The 23,761-nt window shown below is 59.8% G+C and carries 19 protein-coding genes; 13 read left to right on the top strand and 6 right to left on the bottom strand.

Going from position 1 to position 23,761, the window contains the following annotated elements:
• The first annotated feature begins 217 nt into the window (after positions 1-217).
• Positions 218-1,294 (top strand): 3-deoxy-7-phosphoheptulonate synthase, encoded by a 1,077-nt coding sequence (locus PMI37_RS09115; protein ID WP_008080155.1) that lies wholly within the window; start codon positions 218-220, stop codon positions 1,292-1,294.
• 47 nt (positions 1,295-1,341) lie between these two features.
• Here PMI37_RS09115 and PMI37_RS09110 read toward each other — a convergent pair whose 3' ends face one another.
• Positions 1,342-2,532, bottom strand: coding sequence for a hypothetical protein (locus PMI37_RS09110; protein ID WP_008080154.1), 1,191 nt, complete (start codon positions 2,530-2,532; stop codon positions 1,342-1,344).
• 333 nt (positions 2,533-2,865) lie between these two features.
• On the opposite strand from PMI37_RS09110, the gene PMI37_RS09105 reads away from it, so the two are divergent.
• From PMI37_RS09105 to PMI37_RS09060, 10 genes are all read left to right on the top strand, one after another.
• Positions 2,866-3,735 (top strand): esterase/lipase family protein, encoded by an 870-nt coding sequence (locus tag PMI37_RS09105; protein WP_008080153.1) that lies wholly within the window; start codon positions 2,866-2,868, stop codon positions 3,733-3,735.
• Between the two features lie 96 nt (positions 3,736-3,831).
• Positions 3,832-4,113, top strand: coding sequence for a peptidylprolyl isomerase (locus PMI37_RS09100; protein WP_008080151.1), 282 nt, complete (start codon positions 3,832-3,834; stop codon positions 4,111-4,113).
• Between the two features lie 136 nt (positions 4,114-4,249).
• Positions 4,250-6,118 carry an extracellular solute-binding protein gene (locus PMI37_RS09095; RefSeq protein WP_008080150.1) on the top strand — a complete coding sequence of 623 codons (1,869 nt, stop codon included), beginning with the start codon at positions 4,250-4,252 and terminating at the stop codon, positions 6,116-6,118.
• Positions 6,118-7,179 carry a microcin C ABC transporter permease YejB gene (locus PMI37_RS09090; protein ID WP_008080149.1) on the top strand — a complete coding sequence of 354 codons (1,062 nt, stop codon included), beginning with the start codon at positions 6,118-6,120 and terminating at the stop codon, positions 7,177-7,179. The genes PMI37_RS09095 and PMI37_RS09090 overlap by 1 nt, the downstream gene beginning before the upstream one ends.
• Positions 7,179-8,201, top strand: a complete 1,023-nt coding sequence (locus tag PMI37_RS09085) for an ABC transporter permease (protein WP_008080148.1) — start codon at positions 7,179-7,181, stop codon at positions 8,199-8,201. The genes PMI37_RS09090 and PMI37_RS09085 overlap by 1 nt, the downstream gene beginning before the upstream one ends.
• Positions 8,202-8,215: 14 nt before the next feature.
• Positions 8,216-9,790, top strand: a complete 1,575-nt coding sequence (locus PMI37_RS09080) for an ABC transporter ATP-binding protein (RefSeq protein WP_008080147.1) — start codon at positions 8,216-8,218, stop codon at positions 9,788-9,790.
• Positions 9,791-9,958: 168 nt separating this feature from the next.
• Positions 9,959-11,371, top strand: a complete 1,413-nt coding sequence (locus PMI37_RS09075) for a sigma-54 interaction domain-containing protein (RefSeq protein WP_008080144.1) — start codon at positions 9,959-9,961, stop codon at positions 11,369-11,371.
• Between the two features lie 276 nt (positions 11,372-11,647).
• Positions 11,648-13,039, top strand: a complete 1,392-nt coding sequence (locus tag PMI37_RS09070; RefSeq protein WP_008080142.1) for a GntP family permease — start codon at positions 11,648-11,650, stop codon at positions 13,037-13,039.
• A gap of 7 nt (positions 13,040-13,046) precedes the next feature.
• Positions 13,047-13,820, top strand: coding sequence for a 3-hydroxybutyrate dehydrogenase (hbdH, locus tag PMI37_RS09065; RefSeq protein WP_008080141.1), 774 nt, complete (start codon positions 13,047-13,049; stop codon positions 13,818-13,820).
• Between the two features lie 157 nt (positions 13,821-13,977).
• On the top strand, positions 13,978-15,933 hold the full coding sequence (locus PMI37_RS09060) for an acetoacetate--CoA ligase (protein WP_008080139.1): 1,956 nt from the start codon (positions 13,978-13,980) through the stop codon (positions 15,931-15,933).
• Between the two features lie 6 nt (positions 15,934-15,939).
• Here the strand turns inward: PMI37_RS09060 and PMI37_RS09055 are convergent, their stop codons facing one another.
• Positions 15,940-17,046, bottom strand: coding sequence for a PilT/PilU family type 4a pilus ATPase (locus tag PMI37_RS09055; RefSeq protein WP_008080136.1), 1,107 nt, complete (start codon positions 17,044-17,046; stop codon positions 15,940-15,942).
• Between the two features lie 133 nt (positions 17,047-17,179).
• Here PMI37_RS09055 and PMI37_RS09050 point away from each other — a divergent pair, with 133 nt between their 5' ends.
• The gene (locus PMI37_RS09050) at positions 17,180-19,717 is read left to right on the top strand and encodes a PAS domain-containing hybrid sensor histidine kinase/response regulator (protein WP_008080135.1); all 2,538 of its coding nucleotides are present in this window, start codon (positions 17,180-17,182) and stop codon (positions 19,715-19,717) included.
• A 52-nt stretch (positions 19,718-19,769) separates the two neighbouring features.
• A complete protein-coding gene (locus tag PMI37_RS09045; protein ID WP_007912322.1) occupies positions 19,770-20,045 on the top strand; it encodes a peptidylprolyl isomerase in 276 nt (91 codons plus the stop codon).
• A 96-nt stretch (positions 20,046-20,141) separates the two neighbouring features.
• Here PMI37_RS09045 and PMI37_RS09040 read toward each other — a convergent pair whose 3' ends face one another.
• The 4 genes from PMI37_RS09040 to PMI37_RS09025 all read right to left on the bottom strand — a co-directional run.
• A complete protein-coding gene (locus tag PMI37_RS09040) occupies positions 20,142-21,086 on the bottom strand; it encodes a sugar kinase (protein ID WP_008080134.1) in 945 nt (314 codons plus the stop codon).
• 140 nt (positions 21,087-21,226) lie between these two features.
• Complete coding sequence (locus PMI37_RS09035) at positions 21,227-22,441, bottom strand: amino acid deaminase (RefSeq protein WP_008080133.1); 1,215 nt, start codon at positions 22,439-22,441, stop codon at positions 21,227-21,229.
• A 39-nt stretch (positions 22,442-22,480) separates the two neighbouring features.
• Positions 22,481-23,245 carry an IclR family transcriptional regulator gene (locus PMI37_RS09030; protein ID WP_008080131.1) on the bottom strand — a complete coding sequence of 255 codons (765 nt, stop codon included), beginning with the start codon at positions 23,243-23,245 and terminating at the stop codon, positions 22,481-22,483.
• Positions 23,246-23,408: 163 nt separating this feature from the next.
• A partial coding sequence (locus PMI37_RS09025; RefSeq protein WP_008080128.1) for a RidA family protein occupies positions 23,409-23,761 on the bottom strand: 353 nt, incomplete at its 5' end.

Genomic DNA, 23,761 nt, shown 5'->3' with positions numbered 1-23,761 from the left:
ATTTGAGGAATCACCCAATGAACTACGCCACTTATTACCGTTACGACATTTTTTCCGCCTGGCGATTTACCAGCCTCCGCTCGGGACAGCCTGCCGCCTCCGATCGGTCACCCACAGGTGGCAAGCACACACACGCAGCCCATACGGCCAATTGTCGAACACCCCAGTAGGGCCGAGTGCGCGGGAAGCCCCCGCCTCCAGCCCAGGAAGACCGAATATGAACTCCTCCGTTTCTGCTTTGCCACTGTCTACCCTCGACTGCGCCAACGAGGCACTGACGTTACGTCTGCCGAGTTCGCTGCAACTCAAGCAGCAATTGCCCCTGAGCAATGCCCTGACCCTGCAGGTCGCCGCCCACCGCCAGGCGGCTCGGGCGATTCTCGATGGACAAGATCCACGCCTGCTGGTGATCGTTGGTCCTTGCTCGATCCATGACCCAAAATCCGCCCTCGAATACGCCGGCAAACTCGCCCGACTCGCCGATCAAGTCAGTGATGAAATGCTGCTGGTCATGCGCGCCTATGTCGAAAAACCGCGAACGACGGTTGGCTGGAAAGGCCTGGCATACGACCCCCACCTTGATGGCAGTGACGACATGGCGGCCGGCCTGACGCTGTCCCGTGAACTGATGCTGGGAATGATCCACCTGGGCCTCCCCGTCGCTACCGAACTGCTGCAACCCATGGCTGCCGGTTACTTCGATGACCTGTTGAGCTGGGTTGCCATCGGCGCCCGTACAACCGAATCCCAGATTCACCGCGAGATGGCCAGCGGATTGAACATGCCCGTCGGCTTCAAAAATGGTACCGACGGTGGCGTGGCCATCGCAGTCGATGCAATGCGTTCAGCAGCCCATCCACACAGGCATTTCGGTGTCGACAGCCAAGGTCATCCGGCAATCATTCAGTCAACCGGCAACCCGGACACCCACTTGGTGCTGCGTGGAGGCCATCAGGGCCCTAACTACGATCGAAAAAGCGTCGAAAAAATCAGCGCCGAGCTCGCCCGACTGAAAATTCCGAGCCGGATCATGGTTGATTGCAGTCACGCCAACAGCGGCAAAGACCCTTTGCGCCAACCGGCCGTCTTCAACGATGTGCTGGAGCAACGCCTGCGGGGCGATCATTCGCTGATCGGCATGATGATCGAGTCACACCTGTTCGAAGGTTGCCAACCACTGAAGCCATCGCTGCAATACGGCGTCTCCATTACCGATGGATGCCTCGGCTTCAACGCGACAGAACGCTTGTTGCTGGATGCCGCACACCGCCTGAAAAACCAAAACCAGCGCTGAAGTGAAGATCAGACTTCCGGCGCATAGGGCGCCGGAAGCACAGAACGTTACTCCACGTGCACCTGCGTCACCTCGGATACCTGACTGACATCGTCCGTTCGCTCCACCGAATAGGCGATGCGCACTGTCGACCCCTGATGCTCACGCCAAAAACGATGAGGGACGATAAACACCAGCGGCTGTCCCGCCGAGTCGCGGGTGATTTCCCTATCGTCGCGGTGATTGAAGAAATCTCCATCGCACTTCAGATAGACCAACTCTCCTGCCTGTGCCTGAGCATTGCCGATCACCACGGTAATACCGTCGGTAGAATCCGCTATATCCAGAATGCCGTCTTGAGCCTCCAATACGTCCGGCGCAGCCAATCTTCCGCGAATCAGCGACGCGATAACCACTTTCGCGGACTCGGAGTCGCGCGCTTCGCCGCCTTTCGATTCAACCCGATATCGGACGATCGCCTCACTGCCAAGGTGCGCAACGAAACATTCAGGCGGGAGCCAGAACGACAGCGCTTCCCCCACCGCATAGGCCGCAACGGTCAACGCATCTTCAAATCCATTGTTCGGCGCACCTTGCCAGCTCAGCAGGACTCGATCGCCTGCTGCCATCCGTGCGTATGGCTGCAGGCTGACCCGTGCACCGTCGGGGAATCTTTCGGGATCCAGAACACCGCCGACCGTGTCGTCGACGCAAGGCGCAAGCAAATGAGTCCGAACATCCCCGACATCCATTTGCACACGTTCCGAAACAGCAGGTTCAGCGCACGTCGCACTGTAAAGCGTCCAGTAGATTTCCAGTGACCCGCCATCCAGCGCTGCGACGTGAACACCCTTGATAACGAATACAACGTCCTTGCCTACTTGCTCTTCACTGATGAAGCGGGACACCTCGTGATGATAAGTGAAACCATCAATATCCAGCCCTTCCCAGTGCAGCAATAGCTTGTCACCGCAAGCCATGCCCGGATAAGGCGCAATCCGTGCAATGACTCTTTTCAAAGAGGGATCCAGTGCGGCATCCGTGACAGCATCGAGGGAAGGTACTGGCAAGCGTACGGTTGCCGCACGGATATCAATGCCTTCACCTGCCTGATAGCAAAACTCCAGAGTTGTCTCATCGACCTTGAAACTCAGCCGCCCCCGACCATTGAGTGAAATCCGACCATCCGGTGTGGCGCCTGACGCTCCACCGTTCTGCTGCGTTGACGGTATTTTCGAGTGTGCCTCATACAGAGTCATCGATGCCTCCATTCCTTGGAAAAAACGCCGTCTTCAATGACCGCGTCGACAGCCCTATTGAACGCTATTGCGCAACGCCAGGATGTCAGCCAAAGCGCTAAGTACGCGGGGCAAATACTGCCAGCAAGGTAGGCAAACAACTGAAAAACACCTCAAAACCAGCAGTAGACGGCGGCACATTCGGAGGTGGATCTCAGCATTATCCGAAATTTCGTACATCCACTGATCCAGATTCAAACAGCATCTGAAGCCTCTTCGTACTTCGCCGAGTGAATGACTGTTTTAGAGTGGCCCGCAGATCTCACCGAGAACCTCTGCGATAAGGTAAATAGCATGCAACGGAATGCCACAACGCACTACCCGATCCTATTGATCCATGGTCTGTTCGGATTCGAGCGCATTGGCCACTTCGAACTCTTCCATGAGGTTCGCAAGGCACTCGTAGCGGCGGGCAGCCGAGTGTTTGTGCCACATCTCTCAGCGGCTCATGACAACGAAGTCCGCGGAGAACAGTTATTGCTGCAAATTGATCGTGTGCTCAAAGGCACAGGTGCCGACAAAGTCAACCTGATCGGACACAGTCAAGGCGCACTCACCGCGCGTTATGCTGCTGCGCTTGCCCCACACAACGTCGCGTCAGTGACTTCGGTCAGCGGACCCAATCAGGGCTCCGAAGTGGCCGACACTCTGCGTCAGGCACTCATCCCCGGGCGATTGCCGGAGCATATTGCCAACAACGTAGCCACGCTGTTTGCAGATTTTCTGGTCCTGCTCAGTGGCAGCCTGCTGCTGCCGCAACATGCAGTGGCGGCGCTCAACGCCCTGACGAGCGAAGGCGTAGGCCGATTCAATGATAAATACCCGCAAGGTTTACCCGACACGTGGGGCGGGCATGGACCGACCCTGGTCAACGGCGTTCGCTATTATTCCTGGAGCGGAATCCTCGCCGATCACGGCTCGCACACCCTTGACCCGGGCAATATCATTTGCAGGGCACTTTCCAGGCACTTCGATAAAGAAGCCGGGCAAAACGATGGACTTGTCGGCCGTTTCAGCTCCCACTTGGGCGAAGTAATCCGTTCGGACCTGCCTCTTGACCATCTGTCGAGTCTGCGCGGCACGACGACAGTAGGTGCAGTCACGCCGAATCCGATTGACCTCTATGTAGAGCACGCCTATCGCCTGCAAGCAGCAGAACTCTAGGGCCAACGCGATACATGCAAGGGAACTTTGCCGAGAAATCGCCCACTGAATCCGGTAGGCTCCACACTTTACTGAAATAGATTGGAGAGTTTCCCCATGGCTAAAGCCACTGCCCGCCACATCCTGGTTTCCAGCGAAGACAAGTGCAACGAACTCAAGGCTCAAATCGAAGCCGGTGCCGACTTCGCCGAAGTGGCCAAGAGCAACTCCACCTGCCCATCCAGCCGTCAGGGCGGTGATCTGGGCTCGTTCGGCCCAGGCCAGATGGTCAAGGAATTCGACACCGTCGTATTCAGCGCACCGATCAACGTCGTACAGGGTCCGGTGAAAACCCAGTTCGGTTATCACCTGCTGGAAGTTACCAGCCGCCAGGACTGATTCCGTGTCCTGATGGAAGCAGCAGCGGCCCGCCATTTGGTGGGCCGCTGTGTTTCAGTTACACGATACGGCTGGCGACCGGAGCGCTGCTCGCGTACAAATTACGCTTATCGATCACCCGGCTTTAAGGCTGACAATGCGACTGGCTTTCCCCACATTGATGTTCACTGCCGTGGCTCTGCTCCTGGGCGCCGCCGGTGTGAACGCGACACCGCAACATGCGTTGACCGTTTATGGCGAACCGGCAAGGTACCCCGCCGGATTCAGTCACTTCGCCTACACCAATCCGCAAGCGCCCAAGGGCGGGACGATGCGTCGATCGGCGATCGAAATCGGTCACTTCGACCATGTCCTTCCTTATATAGACAAAGGCATCGGCGTCACCCAGATCGACGGCATGCTGTATTCCCCGCTGGCCCAGCGCTCGATGGACGAACCGTACACCGTCTATGGTCTGGTCGCACAGAAAATGGAGCGTTCGGACGACGGTCTGTCGCTGCGTTTCTTCATCAACCCCAAGGCACGTTTCGCCGACGGCAAGCCGATCACCGCCGAAGACGTGCGCTACACCTACGATCTGCTGATGACTCAGGGCAGCCTGCGCTACCGCACGCAGTTCGCCGACGTCAAAGGCGTCGAGGTCGAAGCACCGTTGACGGTCCGCTTCGACTTCAAGAGCAACGAAAACCGCACGCTGCCACTGGACATCGCGACATTGCCGGTGTTTCCCGAGCACTGGTGGAAAAGCCGCGACTTCGCCAGCGGCGGCGGTTACGAGGCACCGCTGGGCAGCGGCCCTTACCGGGTCGGCAAGATCGACTCAGGGCGCAGCATTACGTTCGAGCGCAATCCCGACTGGTGGGGTAAAGACCTGCCGGTCAGCCGTGGTCTCTACAACTTCGATCACTTCAGCATCGAATACTTCGGTGACACCGACGTCGCGCGCCAGGTGCTGCGCGGCGGCGCTTATGACTACAACCGAGAGTTTTCCGCCACCGGCTACTCGATTGGCTACGACAGCCCGGCGCTGAGTGACGGGCGCCTGCAAAAAGCCCACTTGGCCACCGAGGCGCCGCAATCGGCCCAGGGTTTTGTGTTCAATCTGCAAAAACCGATGTTCCAGGACCGCCGAGTGCGTCAGGCACTGGCGATGCTCTGGGATTTCGAATGGAGCAACCGGCAGATGATGCGCAATCTGTACATCCGCCAGCAGAGCTACTTTTCCAACACCGATCTGGCTGCCCGAGAGTTGCCCGATGCGGCAGAACTGAAAATCCTTGAACCGCTGCGCGGCCAGGTGCCTGACGAAGTGTTCAGCACAGTTTTCAAGGCGCCGAAGACCGATGGCAGCGGCTTGATCCGTGACAAACAGCTGCAAGCACTCGAACTGCTCGAACAGGCTGGCTGGAAACCTGACGGCGATCAACTGGTGAACGCTGAGGGCGAGCCGCTCAGTTTCACGTTTCTGGTCAGCCAGAACGGCATGGATCGCCTGCTGCTGCCTTACAAACGTACGTTGAAACAGATCGGTATCGACCTCAATATCCGCCGCATCGACTCCTCGCAATACGTCAATCGCCTGATGAGCCGCGACTACGACATGATCGTCACCGGTTACCCGGTGACCACTTCGCCGGGCGGCGAATTGCTCAATTACTTCGGCTCGGCGTCGGCCAACGACCCGGGCGCCAACAACTATATGGTGTTGAAAAACCCAGCCGTCGACACCCTGATCAACGGCCTGATCCGCGCCTCGACCCAGTCCGACATGCTCCACTACGCCCATGCGCTGGACCGGGTGCTGCAATGGAACTACTACTGGATCCCCAATTATTATCCGCCGGGCACCTCGACGGTCTGGTGGAACCGGTTCGGCATTCCGTCGGTTCAGGCCAGCAATGACGAAGCCATCGAGAGCTGGTGGGAAATCAGCAGCACACCGCTGACCAACCAGCAGATGACGGCCGAGAAAATCGGCCTTGGCAGACCCGGAGGACCGCACTGATGTGGGGTTACATACTGCGGCGCCTGCTGCTGATCATTCCGACACTGGTGATCATTCTGCTGGTCAATTTCGTCATCATCCAGGCGGCGCCCGGCGGCCCGGTCGAACAGGCCATTGCTCATCTGCAAGGCATCGGCGGGACGAATGTCGGGGGCGGCGCGAGTGAAACCACGAGCAACACGTCACGCGCCAGCCGAGGCCTTGATCCGCAACTGATCAAGGACATCGAAAAGCAATACGGCTTCGACAAACCGGCGCACGAACGCCTGTGGCTGATGCTGAAAAACTATGCGCAACTGGACTTTGGCAAAAGCTTCTTTCGCGGCGCCACAGTCACCGACCTGATACTGGAAAAAATGCCGGTGACCATTTCCCTTGGACTGTGGGCGACGCTGATCACGTACCTGGTGTCGATTCCGCTGGGCATCCGCAAAGCGGTGCATCACGGCAGTCATTTCGACATCTGGAGCAGCACGGCGATCATCATCGGTTACGCGATGCCGGCGTTTCTGTTTGCGATGTTCCTCATCGTGGTGTTTGCCGGTGGCACTTCGCTGAACTGGTTCCCGGTGCGTGGACTGGTCTCGGACAACTTCGAATCGCTGTCGACCCTGGGCAAGATCGCCGATTACTTCTGGCACCTGGTGTTGCCGGTTACGGCACTGGTGATTGGCGGTTTCGCGACACTGACAATCCTGACGAAAAACTCGTTCCTGAACGAGATCACCCGCCAATACGTGGTGACGGCCCGGGCCAAAGGCTTGAGTGAACGTCGTGTGCTGTACGGCCACGTGTTTCGCAACGCCATGCTGCTGGTGGTATCAGGCATTCCGCAGGCGTTCATCAGTGTGTTTTTCGCCGGCTCGTTACTGATCGAAGTGATCTTCTCCCTCGACGGCCTCGGACGCATGAGCTACGAAGCGGCGGTGTCACGCGACTACCCCGTGGTGTTCGGCTCGCTGTTCATCTTCACCCTGTTCGGCCTGCTGATAAAACTGATCGGCGACCTGTGCTACACGCTGGTTGACCCGCGTATCGACTTTGCCGCGAGGAACGCCTGATGCTCAAGTTCTCGCCGTTGGGCCGACGCCGCTTTGAGCGCTTCAAGAAAAACCGTCGTGGCTGGTGGTCGTTGTGGCTGTTCATTGGCCTGTTCCTGCTGACGCTGGGTGGCGAGTTGATCGCCAATGACAAGCCACTGATGGTCAGTTATCAAGGTCAGTGGTACTTCCCGGTGTTCAAGCGCCACACGGAACAGGAATTCGGCGGGCAACTGCCCTTCCAGGCCGACTACCGCAGTGATTATGTGCAGAGCCTGATACGCAAGGACGGCGGCTGGCTGCTGTTCCCACCGATTCCTTTCAGCGACGACACGCCAAACTACGAACTCAACAAACCTGCGCCGAGCCCGCCCACGGCGGTGAACTGGCTGGGTACCGACGATCAGGCACGGGATGTGCTGGCGCGGGTGATTTTCGGCGCGCGGGTGTCGATTCTGTTTGCCTTGATGCTGACGTTTGTCAGCGCATTGATCGGCATCGCCGCGGGCGCGCTGCAAGGATATTACGGCGGCTGGGTTGACCTGCTCGGGCAGCGTTTGCTTGAGGTCTGGTCGGGATTGCCGGTGCTGTACTTGCTGATCATCCTCTCCGGATTTGTCGAGCCCAACTTCTGGTGGCTGCTGGGCATCATGGCGCTGTTCTCCTGGCTGGCGCTGGTGGATGTGGTCCGCGCCGAATTTCTGCGCGGGCGTAATCTGGAATACGTCAAAGCTGCGCGTGCGCTGGGTCTGACGGACCGCAAAGTGATTGTCCGCCACATCCTGCCCAACGCCATGAACGCGACGCTGAGCTATTTGCCGTTCATTCTGACCGGAGCGATTTCCACCCTCACCGCGCTGGATTTCCTCGGGTTTGGCATGCCTGCCGGCAGCGCCTCGCTCGGCGAACTGATTGGTCAGGGTAAACAAAACCTGCAGGCGCCATGGCTTGGGCTGACAGCGTTTTTCACCCTGGCATTGATACTTTCGTTGCTGGTGTTTATCGGCGAAGCGTTGCGTGACGCCTTCGACCCACGCTCTTGAAACCGAGATTGAAGATGACTGACAACCTGATCGAAATCCGTGACCTCAGCGTTGCCTTCCATGGCCAGACCGTGGTGCGCAACCTGTGTCTGGACATTCGCCCGGGCGAATGCCTGGCATTGGTCGGCGAATCGGGGTCGGGCAAATCGGTGACGGCGCATTCGATCCTGCAATTGCTGCCCGAGTGCGACGCTCTCACCACTGGCAGCATTCGTTACCGTGGCGAGGAGTTGGTGGGGGCCGATCCGAAGGTGCTGCGCGAGTTGCGCGGGAACCGCATCGCGATGATTTTTCAAGAACCGATGACCTCGCTCAACCCACTGCACACCATCGAAAAGCAGATTGGCGAAACCCTCTTGCTCCATCGCGGCCTCGGTGGCAAAGCGGCGCAGTTGCGTATTCTTGAATTGCTGCAATTGGTCGGCATCCAGAAACCGGCAGAACGGCTCAAGGCTTATCCGCATCAGTTGTCCGGTGGGCAGCGGCAACGGGTGATGATCGCCATGGCACTGGCCTGCGAGCCAGAGCTGTTGATCGCCGACGAGCCGACCACGGCGCTCGATGTGACGGTACAGCGCAAGATTCTGCTGTTGCTAAAATCCTTGCAACAAAGGCTCGGCATGTCGCTGCTGTTGATCAGCCATGACCTCAATCTGGTGCGCAGCATCGCCCAGCGCGTCTGCGTGATGAAGGCGGGCGAGATCGTCGAGCAGGCACCGTGTGAAACCCTGTTTACCGAACCTAAACACCCCTATAGCTGCGTGTTGCTCAATGCCGAGCCGGAAGGCGAAGCCCTGCCCCGCGATGAGCGCGAAAACGTGCTCGAAGTCGATGATCTGCGCGTCGAATTTGTCGTCGGTGGCGGGCTGTTTCAGCGCAAGCAATACCTGCGTGCGGTGGACGGCATCAGCCTGAACATCCAGCGCGGCAAGACGCTGGGTATCGTTGGCGAATCCGGGTCGGGCAAGTCGACACTGGGCCAGGCGATCCTGCGTCTGCTCGACTCCGAAGGCAGCATCCGCTTCCAGGGTGAAGCTCTCGACGGTCTCAATCAGAAACAACTGCGGCCGTGGCGCCGGCAAATGCAGGTGGTGTTTCAGGACCCGTTCGGCAGCCTCAGCCCACGTATGTCGGTGGCGCAGATCATCAGTGAAGGCCTTGAGGTGCACTGTGAATCGACGGCGGACGAATGCGACGAGCAAGTGATTCGGGTGCTCAAGGAGGTCGGCCTCGACCCGGACAGCCGCCATCGCTACCCCCACGAATTTTCCGGCGGCCAGCGGCAACGCATTGCCATCGCCCGTGCGCTGGTGCTGAAACCGGCGTTGATATTGCTCGATGAACCTACGTCGGCGCTGGATCGCACGGTACAGAAACAAGTGGTCGCCCTTCTCCGCCAGTTGCAGGAAAAGTACGGTTTGACCTATCTGTTCATCAGCCACGACCTGGCGGTGGTGCGCGCATTGGCGCACGACATGATCGTGATCAAGGACGGCAAGGTGGTTGAACGCGGCCCGAGCCACGACGTGTTCGATTCGCCGCAGCATCCGTATACCAAAGAGCTGTTGGCGGCGGCGCATCCGGGGTAGGCATAATCGCCAATCGACCTGAAACCGAATCGCGGCCATCGCTGGCAAGCCAGCTCCCACAAGGGGCTGCGCTGTACACAACATTTGTGAACGACCGAGACCCTGTGGGAGCTGGCTTGCCAGCGAAGAGGCCCGCATTAACAACCTGAATTCCGGATCAGCCGCCAGATGAACACCACCGAAAGCCTTAAGGACTACCAACGGGTACGCACCCTGGCGATCCGCTCGCTGTTCGAGATCATCGAGCAGTCGAGTGAAGGCACGGTGATTGTTGATCGCGATGCCAACATCGTCTGGATGAATGAGCGTTACGCCCGTCGTTTCGGCCTCGAATCCGCTGCTGGCGCGATCGGCAAGCCTTGCGAAAGCGTGATCCCCGGCAGTTTGTTGCGCGAAGTCGTGCGCAGCGGCCGGCCCATTCTTCTGGACATGCAAGACACCCCGAAAGAGCCACTGGTGGTGATGCGTCTGCCGATCCACGACGACGCAGGCAGCGTGATCGGGGCCATCGGTTTTGCCCTGTTCGATGAGTTGCGCACCCTGTCGCCGATGCTCAAGCGTTACCTGAGCATGCAGGAAGAACTGGCATCCACTCGATCGCTGCTGCGCGCACGGCAGACCAAATATAATTTTGCTCATTTCATTGGCACCAGTGCTGCCAGCCTCGAAGTCAAACGCCGCGCCCGGCGCAGCGCCAGTGCCGAGTCACCGGTCTTGCTGCTGGGGGAAACCGGCACTGGCAAAGAGTTGCTCGCTCAGGCCATTCACAGCGCATCGCCACGGGCGCACAAAGCCTTTGTCAGCATCAACAGCGCAGCGATTCCCGAGGCACTGCTGGAGGCGGAGTTTTTCGGTACAGCACCGGGTGCCTTTACCGGCGCTGATCGCAAGGGCCGCACCGGTAAACTGCAGATTGCTCAGGGCGGCACATTGTTTCTCGACGAAATCGGCGACATGCCCTTACCGCTGCAAAGCAAGTTGCTGCGTGTGTTGCAGGAAAAAGAGTTCGAGCCCGTAGGCTCCAATGAAGTGATCCAGAGCGATGTGCGGGTGATCGCAGCGACGTCGACAGATTTGCAGGCAGCCATCAAACGCGGTGAGTTTCGCGCCGATTTGTATTACCGGCTCAATGTCTTGCCGATCAACGTACCGCCATTGCGTGAGCGCCTTGATGACTTGCCAGCACTGAGTGAAGCGATCCTCGAAGAGTTGCGCAGTCAGCACGAACTGCATCGCGATGCGTTGGCGCTGCTCGGCCAGCACGCCTGGCCGGGCAACATCCGCGAACTGCGCAATGTGCTCGAGCGTGCGGCGCTGCTCAGCGATGACTTGATGTTGACGGAAAATGACATTCGCGCGGCGATCGGCACGTTTACCCCGGTTGAACGTACGGCCTCGCCGCCCCTTGAGCGCACCGCCGATGAGACATTTGCGCAGGCGCGGGAACGGTTTGACCGGCAATTGATCCAGTCGACGCTGGCGCAATGCGCGGGCAAGGTGCCGCAGGCAGCGGCTCGTCTGGGGCTGGGGCGGTCGACGTTGTACAAGAAAATGGTGGCGTTGGGGATTGCTGATTCCTGAAAAAGAGACATGGTCTCTTTATTGAGAATATCCATTGAAGATCAAAATATCGCAGCCTTCGGCAGCTCCTACACGAATTCCGATGTAGGAGCTGCCGAAGGCTGCGATCTTTTTTGGCCACTCAAGTCTCCCAAAAGAGACAAAAGGGGTAAACCGATCACGCAGAAACGAATTATCTCCTTATATTTCAATAGCTTAATGTTCTGGCACAAATCTCGCTAAGCCCTCTCCCACAACGTTTCAACCACAAAAATAACAATTCTGGAGAGACACACCATGAGTGTGATCATTGCCTTGGCGGCCCTCGCGCTGCTGATGCTTGCGGCCTATCGTGGCTACAGCGTTATCCTCTTTGCCCCGATTGCCGCCCTCGGCGCTGTTCTGCTGACTGACCCTTCTGCGGTTGCCCCTGCCTTCACCGGGGTGTTCATGGAGAAAATGGTCGGTTTCATCAAGCTGTACTTCCCTGTGTTCCTGCTCGGCGCAGTGTTCGGCAAGCTGATCGAACTGTCCGGTTTCTCACGCTCGATTGTCGCGGCGGCGATTCGCCTGCTCGGCACCAAACAGGCGATGCTGGTGATCGTGCTGGTCTGCGCCTTGCTCACCTACGGCGGCGTGTCGTTGTTCGTCGTGGTGTTCGCGGTGTATCCGTTTGCTGCCGAGATGTTCCGCCAGAGCAACATCCCCAAACGCCTGATCCCGGCGACCATCGCACTGGGCGCGTTTTCCTTCACCATGGACGCCCTGCCCGGCACGCCGCAGATTCAGAACATCATCCCCAGCACGTTCTTCAACACCACCGCATGGGCAGCGCCATGGCTGGGTGTGATCGGCACGATTTTCGTGTTCTGCGCCGGCATGCTGTTCCTGCAGCGTCAGCGCAACAAGGCGCAACGCGTCGGTGAAGGCTACGGCACAGAGTTGCGTAACGAGCCGGAGACGGCTGAAGACCTGACCCTGCCCAACCCGTGGATTGCTCTGTCGCCGTTGCTGGCGGTGGGCATCATGAACCTGTTGTTCACCCAATGGATTCCGCAGTGGTACGGCAAGACGCACAGCCTCGCGCTGCCGGGCATGGCCGCACCGGTCACCACTGAAATCGCCAAACTCACGGCGATCTGGGCGGTGCAGGCAGCCTTGTTGATCGGGATTTTGATGGTGCTGGCGTTCGGCTTCAAAGCCATCCGCAGCAAACTCGCTGAAGGCAGCAAAAGCGCGGTCAGCGGCGCACTGCTGGCGGCAATGAACACTGCATCGGAATACGGCTTCGGCGCGGTGATTGCCTCGCTGCCAGGCTTTCTGGTGCTGGCCGACTGGCTCAAGGGCATTCCCAATCCACTGGTCAATGAAGCCGTTACCGTGACCTTGCTCGCCGGTATCACCGGCTCCGCCTCGGGCGGCATGAGCATCGCGCTGGCGGCCATGTCCGAGCAATTCATCGCGGCCGCCCATGCCGCGAACATTCCGCTGGAAGTGCTGCACCGCGTCGCCGCCATGGCCAGCGGCGGCATGGACACCCTGCCGCACAACGGCGCGGTGATTACGCTGCTGGCGGTGACCGGCCTGACCCACCGCGAAGCCTACAAAGACATTTTCTGTATTACGCTGATCAAGACCCTGGCGGTTTTCGTGGTGATCGGCACTTTCTACGCCACTGGCATTGTGTGAGGTATTCATGACCACTCTTTCCGGCAAAACCGCACTGGTAACCGGCTCCACCAGCGGCATTGGCCTGGGCATCGCGTTGAGCCTGGCCAAGGCTGGCGCCAACCTGATCCTCAATGGCTTCGGCGATGCTTCAGCGGTGATCGCCGACGTCGGTCAGTTCGGCGGCAAGGTCGGCCACCACCCGGCCGACGTCAGCGACCCGGCGCAGATTGCCGAGATGATTGCTTACGCCGAGCGCGAGTTCGGCGGCGTGGACATTCTGGTCAATAACGCCGGCATCCAGCATGTCGCTGCGGTGGAAGAATTCCCGGTAGAACGCTGGGACTCGATCATCGCGATCAACCTGTCTTCGGTGTTTCACAGCACCCGCCTGAGCCTGCCGGGCATGCGCAGCAAAGGTTGGGGGCGGATCATCAACATTGCCTCGGTGCATGGCCAGGTCGGTTCGACCGGCAAAGCCGCCTATGTGGCCGCCAAGCACGGGGTGATCGGCCTGACCAAGGTGGTCGGCCTGGAAACTGCAACCAGCAATGTCACCTGCAACGCCATTTGCCCGGGCTGGGTATTGACGCCTCTGGTGCAGAAACAGATCGACGATCGTGCGGCCAAAGGCGTTGATCCGCAGCAGGCGCAACATGATTTGCTGGCCGAGAAGCAACCGTCGCTGGAGTTCGTCACGCCGCAGCATCTGGGGGAACTGGTGTTGTTCCTGTGCAGCGAGGCCGGCAGCCAGGTACGCGGTGCCGCGTGGAATATTGATGGCGGCTGGCTGGCCCAATAACCCGGCCCTTTGTAGGAGTGAGCCTGCTCGCGATGGCGGGTTGAGCGTCAACATCATCGGTGACTGGCAGGCCGCTATCGCGAGCAGGCTCACGCCTACAGAAAACCGGCACTATTACCTGCGCCGTGTGCATGAACCCGAAAACAAGAGGCAATCAATGTCCGACATCCTCTGGCAACCCGATGCCAACCGTATCGCCCACTCGCGCATGGACATGTTCCGGCGCGCGGTCAATCAGCGCCATTCGCTGAAACTCGACGACTACCCTGCGCTGCACCAATGGAGCATCGAGCAACGCTCGGAATTCTGGCAGGACATCGTCGATTTTTTCGACATTCGCTTCCACACCCAGCCCGACGCTGTATTGCGTGAGGGCGAAACAATGCCCGGCGCCGAATGGTTTCCGGGCGCAACACTGAACTTCGCCGAACACCTGCTGCGCCGTCGCGACGATGCCCTCGCGGTGATTGCTGTCGGCGAAAATGGCCAGCGTGAGCAACTGACGTGGGCCGAACTGGCCGAGCACGTCGCCGGGTTCCAGGTCAGTCTGCAGGCGGCGGGGATTGGCCTCGGCGACCGGGTCGCCGCGTGCATGCCCAATACCTGGCAGACCCTGGTGGCGATGTTGGCGACTACCAGCCTTGGCGCGATCTGGTCGTGCTCTTCCCCGGATTTCGGCACCCACGGGGTGATTGATCGCTTCGGCCAGATCGAGCCGAAAGTGCTGATCACCTGCGCCGGTTATCGCTATGCCGGCAAAGACATCGACCAAACGACGAAGCTCAACGAAATCCTTGAGCAATTGCCGTCACTGCAACAGCTGATCATCGTGCCCTACTCGCGTGCGCAAGCGCGCATCGGCGACTACCGAACGCACGCCGAAGTGCACCTGTGGGGCGACTTCTACGAGCCCGCTGGCGAACCGCACTTTGTTCCAGTGCCGTTTAATCATCCGCTGTATGTGCTGTATTCCAGCGGTACCACCGGCGTGCCCAAATGCATCATTCACAGCACCGGCGGCGTGCTGCTGCAGCATGCCAAGGAACACGGCCTGCATTGCGACCTTGGCCCCGGCGATCGTTTGTTTTACTACACGACTTGCGGCTGGATGATGTGGAACTGGCTGGTCTCGGCGCTCGCGGTCGGCAGCGCGGTGGTGCTGTACGACGGCTCGCCGTTTTACCCGGACAACGCGCGGTTGCTGGACTTGATCGATGACGAGCGCATCAGCGTGTTCGGTACCAGCCCGAAATTTCTCGCCACCCTTGAAGCCAACCACGTCAAACCCCTCGACAGCCATGATCTGAGCAGCCTGAAAACCCTGCTGTGTACCGGTTCAGCGCTGTCGCCGCAAAGCTACGATTTCGTTTATCGCGATCTCAAGCCTGACGTTTGTCTGGCCTCGATGTCCGGCGGCACCGATATCGTCTCGTGCTTTGTTAACGGCAACCCGCTCTCGCCGGTCCGTCGCGGTGAAATCATGGGCAAGAGTCTGGGCATGGCGGTTGAAGTGTGGAACGACGCTGGCCAGCCGGTGATCGCCGAAAAAGGCGAACTGGTCTGTACCCGGCATTTCCCGGCGATGCCCATCGGGCTCTGGAACGACGCCGACGGCAGCCGGTTGCGGCAATCCTATTTCAGCCTGTTTCCCGGCGTCTGGGCGCAGGGCGACTACGCCGAACAACTGCCCAATGGCGGCATGATGATCCACGGCCGTTCGGACGCCGTGCTCAATCCCGGCGGCGTGCGCATCGGCACGGCGGAAATCTATCGCCAGGTGGATAAAGTCCCGCAGGTGCTGGACAGCGTGGCCATCGGTCAACAATGGCAAGACGATGTGCGCGTGGTGTTGTTCGTGCGCCTTGCAGACGGCATCGAACTGGATGAAACCCTGCAACAACAGATTCGCCAGGTAATCCGCGCCAACACCACGCCACGGCATGTGCCGGCAAAAATCGTCGCGGTGACCGACATTCCGCGCACCATCAGCGGCAAGGTGGTTGAGCTGGCCGTCCGTAACGTGGTGCACGGCGAGAAGGTCAAGAACACCGATGCACTGGCCAACCCCGAAGCACTGGAGCAGTTTCGCAACCGCGCTGAACTCAACGACTGAAGCCGCTCAATCCATCAGCCCCCACTCACCCGAAGTGGGTGGCGCTGGCGTGGCATCGGCCTGCAACTTCAGGCGCAGACGCAGGTTGTTCACCGAGTCGGCATGTTTGAGCGCTTCGTCTTCGCTGATGACGCCTTCCACCACCAAGGCGTGCAGCGCCGCGTCGAAAGTCTGCATGCCCAGTTCGGCGGATTTTTCCATGATGCCTTTGAGCTCACCCAATTCATTGCGCCGGATCAGGTCGCCAATGGTCGGCGTGCCCAGCATCACTTCGACTGCCGCGCGTCGTTGCCCGTCCAGCGTGCGCACCAAGCGCTGCGAAACAAAGGCTTTGAGGTTATTGCCCAAGGCATGCAGCAACTGCGGCCGCCGCTCTTCGGCAAACAGATTGATGATTCGGTCGAGCGCCTGATTGGCATTGTTCGCGTGCAGGGTCGACAGCACCAGATGGCCGGTTTCGGCAAAGGCCAGGGCATGCTCCATGGTTTCGCGGTCGCGGATTTCGCCGATCAGCACAACGTCAGGCGCCTGGCGCAAGGTGTTTTTCAGCGCGGCATGGAAACTGCGCGTATCGACACCGACTTCGCGCTGGTTGATGATCGACTGCCGATGGCGGTGGATGTATTCGATCGGGTCTTCGATAGTGACGATGTGCCCGCTGCTGTGGCGGTTGCGATGATCGATCAACGCCGCCAGCGACGTCGACTTGCCGGAGTCGGTGGCGCCGACAAACAGAATAAGGCCCTGCTTGAGCATGACCGAGTCGAGCAATACCGGCGGCAACTTGAGGTCTTCGAAACGCGGAATATCCAGCTTGACGTTGCGGATGACAATCGACACATCATTGCGCTGCTTGAAAATGTTGACGCGAAAGCGGCCGATGCCGGCGCGCGAGATCGCCAGGTTCATTTCCAGATCGCGGTCGAACTCCTGCCGCTGTTCGGCGTCCATCAGGGAACTGGCGATGGCCGCGACCTCGCCCGGCTTGAACGACTGTTCGCTCAACGGCGTCAGCACCCCTTGAAAACGTGCACTGGGTGGCGCCCCGGTCGACAGGAACAGGTCCGAGCCGTGCTGGCTGGCCAGGCGTGTTAACAATGCATCGATTTCCATGGCAAAAAAGCACCCGCGAAGCTTGCAAAAATTCAGACGTGGCCCGCGGCGGTGACGCAGCGGTACATTGAGCGTCTACCGTCCTCAAGGATTGTAGACGCCGCCTCAACGAACGATGCTCAGGACTGACGTGATGAACGCTGTACCCACCAACGACGATGCGCTGACGCTGATCGCCCGCACCGACTGGAGCCGCAGCCCGCTGGGCAGTGCCAGTGCGTGGCCGCAAAGCCTGCGCACCGCGGTGGACATCGTGCTGCACTCGCCGATGCCGATGCTGTTGCTGTGGGGGCCGCAACTCACGCAGATCTACAACAACGGCTTCGCCATGCTCGCCGGCCACAAGCATCCGCACGCTTTCGGACAACCGGCGCACCTGATATGGCCAGAACTTCGAGACTTTACCGACCCGATTTACAGCGCCGTCCTACAAGGTCAGGTGCGCACCTACACCGAACGCCGCTTCACTTTGCAGCGTGAGGGCAAAGAGTCGGACTTCTGGCTGGACCTGACTTACAGCCCGATCCGCGACGAAACCGCGCAAGTCGCCGGGATTCTGGTCACGGCCATCGAGACGAACGAGCGCAGGCGCATCGCCCTGGAGCTGCAACAACGTTCCGAAGAAAGCCTCAAGGCTCAACGCGAAAGCGAAGAACGCCTGCAACTGGCCCTCGCCGCCACCGATGCGGTGGGCACGTGGGATTGGGACATTGCCGAAGACCGTTTTATCGCCGATACGCATTTCGCCCAGTTGCACGGAGTCGATCCTGCGCAGGCGCGCCAGTTGCCGATCAGCGACTACCTGCAAGGCGTGCATCCCGAAGACCGCGCGATGGTTGCGCGCAGCATCAAGCATTGCATCACGCATGGCACCGAATACGCCGAGGAATATCGCCTGCTGCAGGCCGATGGCGAGTTGCGCTGGGTGTTCGCGCGTGGCCGCTGCTACAAGGATCATCATGGCCGGCCGATGCGTTTCCTCGGTGCCGCGCTGGACCTGACCGAGCGCAAACACACGGAACAGGCGCTGCGCCAGAGTCAGACCGAATTGCAGTTGATCATCAACGCCATGCCGATTCTGATCAGCTACGTCGACCACGAGGAACGTTTTCGCCTGAACAACGCCGCCTACCTGGATTGGTACGGGCTGACGCCGCAGGAGCTGTATGGGCGCACCATCCGCGAGGTCATTGGCGAAGAAGCCTACTTCCTGCGCGCGCCCTACATTGCCGAGGCACTGGCGGGTCGCTCCTGCTCATTCAGCCTCTACACACCGCACCGCGATGGCAGCAACCGCCATGCCTTGATGAATTATTTGCCGCGTCACGGCGCCGATGGTGCGGTGAACGGTTTCTATATCTTCGTCATCGACGAAACCGAACGCAAAAAGACTGAAGAAGCGCTGCGCAATCTCAACGAAACGCTGGAAGAGCGTGTCAGCGCGCGGACCGAACAACTGGCTCAGGCCAATCAACGCCTGCAGAACGAGATGTTCGAACGCGAGCGAGCCGAAGACGCGCTGCGCCATGCGCAGAAGATGGAAGCCGTCGGCCAGCTCACCGGTGGCATTGCCCATGACTTCAACAACATGTTGACCGGGATCATCGGCAGTCTGGACCTGATGCAACGCTATATCGCCAATGGCCGCGCCGATGAGATCGGTCGTTTTACCGAAGCGGCGGTGTCCTCGGCCAATCGCGCCGCCGCACTGACCCATCGGTTGCTGGCGTTTTCGCGGCGCCAGTCGCTGGATCGCAAAACCCTCAACGTCAATGAGCTGATTCATTCGCTGGAGGATCTGATCCGTCGCACCAAGGGCGACCCGATCGAACTTGAACTGCGCCTGGCCGAGCCGGTATGGCCGGTCAGCACTGACGTCAGTCAACTGGAAAATGCCCTGCTCAATCTGGTGATCAATGCCCGCGATGCCATGCCCGACGGCGGCGAGTTGCTGATCGAAACGGCCAACGTCTACCTTGATGGCAGTGATATCACCACGCTGGAACCGGTCAAGGCCGGCGATTACCTGATGCTCGCGGTCAGTGACAACGGCACCGGCATGACGCCTTCCGTGCGCTCCAAGGCCTTCGACCCTTTCTTCACCACCAAGCCGATTGGCCAGGGCACCGGGCTGGGCCTGTCGATGATTTACGGTTTTGCCCAGCAGTCCGGCGGGCATGTCAGCCTCGACAGCCTGCCGGGGCAAGGCACCTGCGTGCGCCTGTATTTGCCACGGTTGCAAGGCCTGGAGCCGGAACGCCCGGCCGCCGAACCTATCCAGCAGCCAACGGCCGCCGCCACCGGTGAAACCGTGGTTGTGGTCGAAGACGACCCGGCGGTGCGCATGCTCGTGCTCGATCTGCTCAAGGATCTGGGTTATCAAGCGTACGAAGCCGAGGACGCAAAAACCGCCCTGCCCTTACTGGAATCGAATCTGCGGGTGGATCTGCTAGTGACCGACGTCGGTTTGCCGGGCATGAACGGTCGGCAACTGGCGGAGATTGCCCGCCAGCATCGGCCGGGGCTGAAAGTGCTGTTCATGACCGGCTATGCGCAGAAAGCCGCCGAACGTCAGGGTTTTCTAGAAGACGGCATGGACATGGTCGCCAAACCCTTTGCCATTGAGCTGCTGGCCAGCAAGATCCGCACGATGATCAGCCAAACCCCGTGACTTGAGGCATAATCCCGCGCCCCGCCGTCACCCCGTTATCAGGTACCGCACGATGAAAGCCCAAGCCCGCCACATTCTGGTGAAAACCGCCGAAGAGGCCGAACAGCTCAAACAACGTATCGCCAAGGGTGAAGCGTTTGATGTACTGGCGAAAAAATTCTCCACCTGCCCGTCCGGCAAGCGTGGCGGCGATCTGGGGGAAGTGCGACCGGGGCAAATGGTCGGCGCGATCGATGCGGTGATCTTCAAAAAACCGCTGCGCACGGTGCATGGGCCGATCAAGAGCAAGTTTGGGTATCACCTGGTCCAAGTCTTCTACCGCGACTGACAAATCCATGTAGGAGCTGCCGCAGGCTGCGATCTGTTGATCTTGTTGTTCAAAATCAGGATCAAAAGATCGCAGCCTTCGGCAGCTCCTACAGGGTTATTGCTTTGCTTGCTTGGGGATCAGGGCGCCAGGGACTTGAATCACCTGACTCGCCAATTGGTGTCCGGCCAGCGCAGCCTCTACCGGACTGCCGCCCATCAAGCGCGCTGCCAGATACGCCGCACTGAACGAATCCCCCGCCGCCGTGGTGTCGACAACCTTCGCAACCTTCTGCGCCGGCACTTCAAACGCCTCGCCATCACAGCAAATCAGACACGCCTCGGCGCCGCGCTTGAGCACCACTTCCGGCGTGCCGATTTGCGCGTAGGTCGCAAACACCTCTTCGCAATCCGCAAAACCAAACAGTGCCTGTTCGTCATCCACCGTCAGCAAAGCCAGGTCGACGTAGGGCAAGACACTGCGATACGCCGCCCGCGCCTCCTCCACCGATGCCCACAAACGTGGACGGTAGTTGTTGTCGAAGACGATCCGCGCATCGCGCTGACGGGCTTCGATCAAGGTCTGGATGAGTTTCTCGCGGCCCTGCACACCGAGCACCGCCAGGGTGATGCCGCTGAAATACAGCACGTCGTAATCCGGCAGCGCGGCGAGGATCGGCTCGGCGGCCGGTGTGGTAAAGCAGTCGCGCACCGCCGCTTCGTTGCGCCAGTAGAGGAAGCGCCGCTCGCCATTGGCGTCGGTCTGGATGCAATACAAGCCCGGCAAGCGACCGGGCAGGCGTTGCACCAGGGTCAGGCCGATGCCTTCGTCCGTCCAGATCCGGCACATGGCATCGCTGAAGCTGTCATCGCCCAGCGCGGTGACGTAGTCGACTTGCGCCTTGTCGCCCAAGGCTCGGGACAAATACACCGCCGTGTTCAGCGTGTCGCCGCCGAAACTTTGCTGCAGGCTGCCGTCGGCGCGTTGCTGAAGTTCGATCATGCATTCGCCGATCAGGGCGATGCGCGGGGTGTTGGGGCCCAAGGGGCTGAGGGTGTTCATCTTGTGGTGTCTCTGTGGATTCACGTGTGTCTGTTACGGCCCCATCGCTGGCAAGCCAGCTCCCACAAGGATTAGCAATCAACCCCCGGCCCCTGTGGGAGCTGGCTTGCCAGCGATTGGGTGCGACGCGGTCTCAGGCCTTAGAAACAGGTTTCCATGCGCTCGACCACGGTCAGTTGATCATCCACCAGCAAACCGACGCGCCACTTGTCGAACGTCAGGCACGGATGCGACGTCCCAAAGGAGATGATGTCGCCAACGCGCAACGTCACGCCCGGTGCCACCGTCATGAATGCGTGCTGATCCATCACTGCCGTCACTTTGCAGGCACTGACGTCGTCGCCCGTCGCTGGCACCACGCCAGCCTTGTAACGCAGCAATGGCACCGGCAATCCGGCATCAAACGCGACATCACGTTTGCCCAAAGCAATCACCGCAAACCCCGGCTCCGGCATCGACTGGACATGTGCCCAGACTTCCAGCGCCGGGCGCAAACCCTCTTGCAGGTCACTGCGGCGATCGAGCACGCAGCACTGCGCTTCTTTATAGATCCCGTGGTCGTGCGCAACATAACTGCCCGGACGCAAGACGCTGAGGAAGCGTCCGCCAGCATTCTGCGCTTCGAACGATTCGGCAATCAGGTCGTACCACGCCGAGCCCGACGCAGTGATGATCGGCTTGGCAATCGCAAACGCGCCGCTGTCCTGCAACTGCACGGCCAAGCGCACCAGCGAGGCGGCGAATTCACGAATGCCACTGACCGCGTGATCGCCGTGGATCACCCCTTCGTAACCTTCGATGCCGGTCAGGGCCAGCGCCGGTTGGGCGTTGATGGCCTTGGCCAGTTCAATGACTTCCTGCTCGCTGCGGCAACCGCAACGACCACCGACCACGCCGTACTCGATCATCACGTTCAACTTGACCCCGCGCGAAGCGAAGTACGCCCCGAGAGCGGCGACGTTGTCCGGGTGATCGACCATGCAGTAGAAATCGAATGACGGATCGGCCAGCAGATCGGCAATCAGTGCCATGTTCGGCGTGCCGACCAGTTGGTTGGCCATCAGCACCCGGCGCACACCGTGGGCATAGGCTGCGCGGGTCTGCGTGGCGCTGGCGAGGGTGATGCCCCACGCGCCGGCGTCGAGCTGACGCTTGAACAGCGCCGGGGTCATGCTGGTTTTGCCGTGGGGCGCCAGCTCGGCGCCGCTGTCGCTGACAAAACTTTGCATCCAGCGGATGTTGTGCTCCAGCGCTTCGCGATGCAGCACCAGCGCGGGCAGGCTGACGTCTCGCGCCAGGTGCGCGCCGATGCTGGCGTCGCCTTTTTCCCCGGCAGTATTGATGGCAGTCGTCATGGTCGAACTCCTCACATTCGCGGCCGCAGGCGGTCGCGGTTATTCGTTGATACGCCGGGCGAGGCTGTTGGCACTCTCGATCAGCACCCGGCGATAGTCGTTGTAATTGTTCTTCGCATCGGCCCGTGGGGCGACGATGCACAAGGTGCAGATGGCCACGCCGTTACGGTCTTTGACCGGGGCGGCGAAGCAATGGGTAAAGGTGTCGGCGACACTGTCGAAAGAGAAAAATCCATCGAGGCCGGCCTGGCGGATTTGCGCCAGAAACAGTTCCAGCGGCAAGCGCTCGCCGTCGGGCAGGATGTAGTCGTCTTCGTCGATCAGGTCGATGATCTGCTGGTCGCTCAAGTGTGCAAGCAGCAAGCGACCGGAAGCCGTCCACGGGATCGGCGCGTTTTCGCCGATATCGGAGGAGATGCGAAAATGCCGCTCTCCCTCCTTCATCAGCGCCACCGTGTATTTGCGCCCGTTGAGCAGGCACATCTGCGCGGTTTCATGGGTCTGGCTGACGATCTCCTGCAAGGCGTGATCGGCTTCGCGACTGAGGTCGAAATGACGTAGATGCGCCTGCCCGAGGAAATACAGCTGCCGGCCGAGATAGACATGACCGTCCTTGCCCACCGGCTCGAGAATCCGTCGCTCCAGCAACGAGGCAACCAATTCGTAGACCGTGGATTTCGGGCTGCCGATGCCGTTGGCAATATCGTTCGGGCGCAGCGGCTGGCCGATCTCCTTGAGGAAGTCGAGGATATCGAACGCCCGGTCCAGACCGCGGGCCCGGCGTTTGATGGTGTCTTCGGTCATGTCATTACTCACTCAATATTCCCTGTAGGAGCTGCCGCAAGCTGCGATCTTTTGATCTTGCCTTTCTGGCGCTTCCAAAAATGCCAAAAGATCGCAGCCTTCGGCAGCTCCTACAAGGGTCATCGTCAGTCAGGTAACCGTTTACGCGCAAACGCGCGAGTGATCAGGGCTTTTTCTTGTAGGCGATGCAGTCGATCTCGACCTTGCAATCAACCATCATGCTCGCCTGCACACAGGCTCGCGCCGGGGCGTGCTCGGGTTTGAAGTACTCGCCGAAAACCTTGTTGAAACTGCTGAAATCACGCGGATCGTCCAGCCACACACCGGCGCGCACGACATCTTCCAGGCCATACCCGGCCTCTTCGAGAATCGCGATCAGGTTCTTCATGGTCTGGTGAGTCTGCTCGACGATGCCGCCGACAATGATCTCGCCATCCACCGCTGGCACCTGCCCGGAAACGTGCAGCCAGCCATCCGCCTCGACAGCGCGGGCGAATGGACGTGGCTGGGGGCCAG

The sequence above is a fragment of the Pseudomonas sp. GM80 genome (assembly GCF_000282515.1).
Classification (GTDB): domain Bacteria; phylum Pseudomonadota; class Gammaproteobacteria; order Pseudomonadales; family Pseudomonadaceae; genus Aquipseudomonas.
Note: the sequence above shows the minus strand (reverse complement) of the source record. Positions and strands in the feature narration are given on the sequence as shown.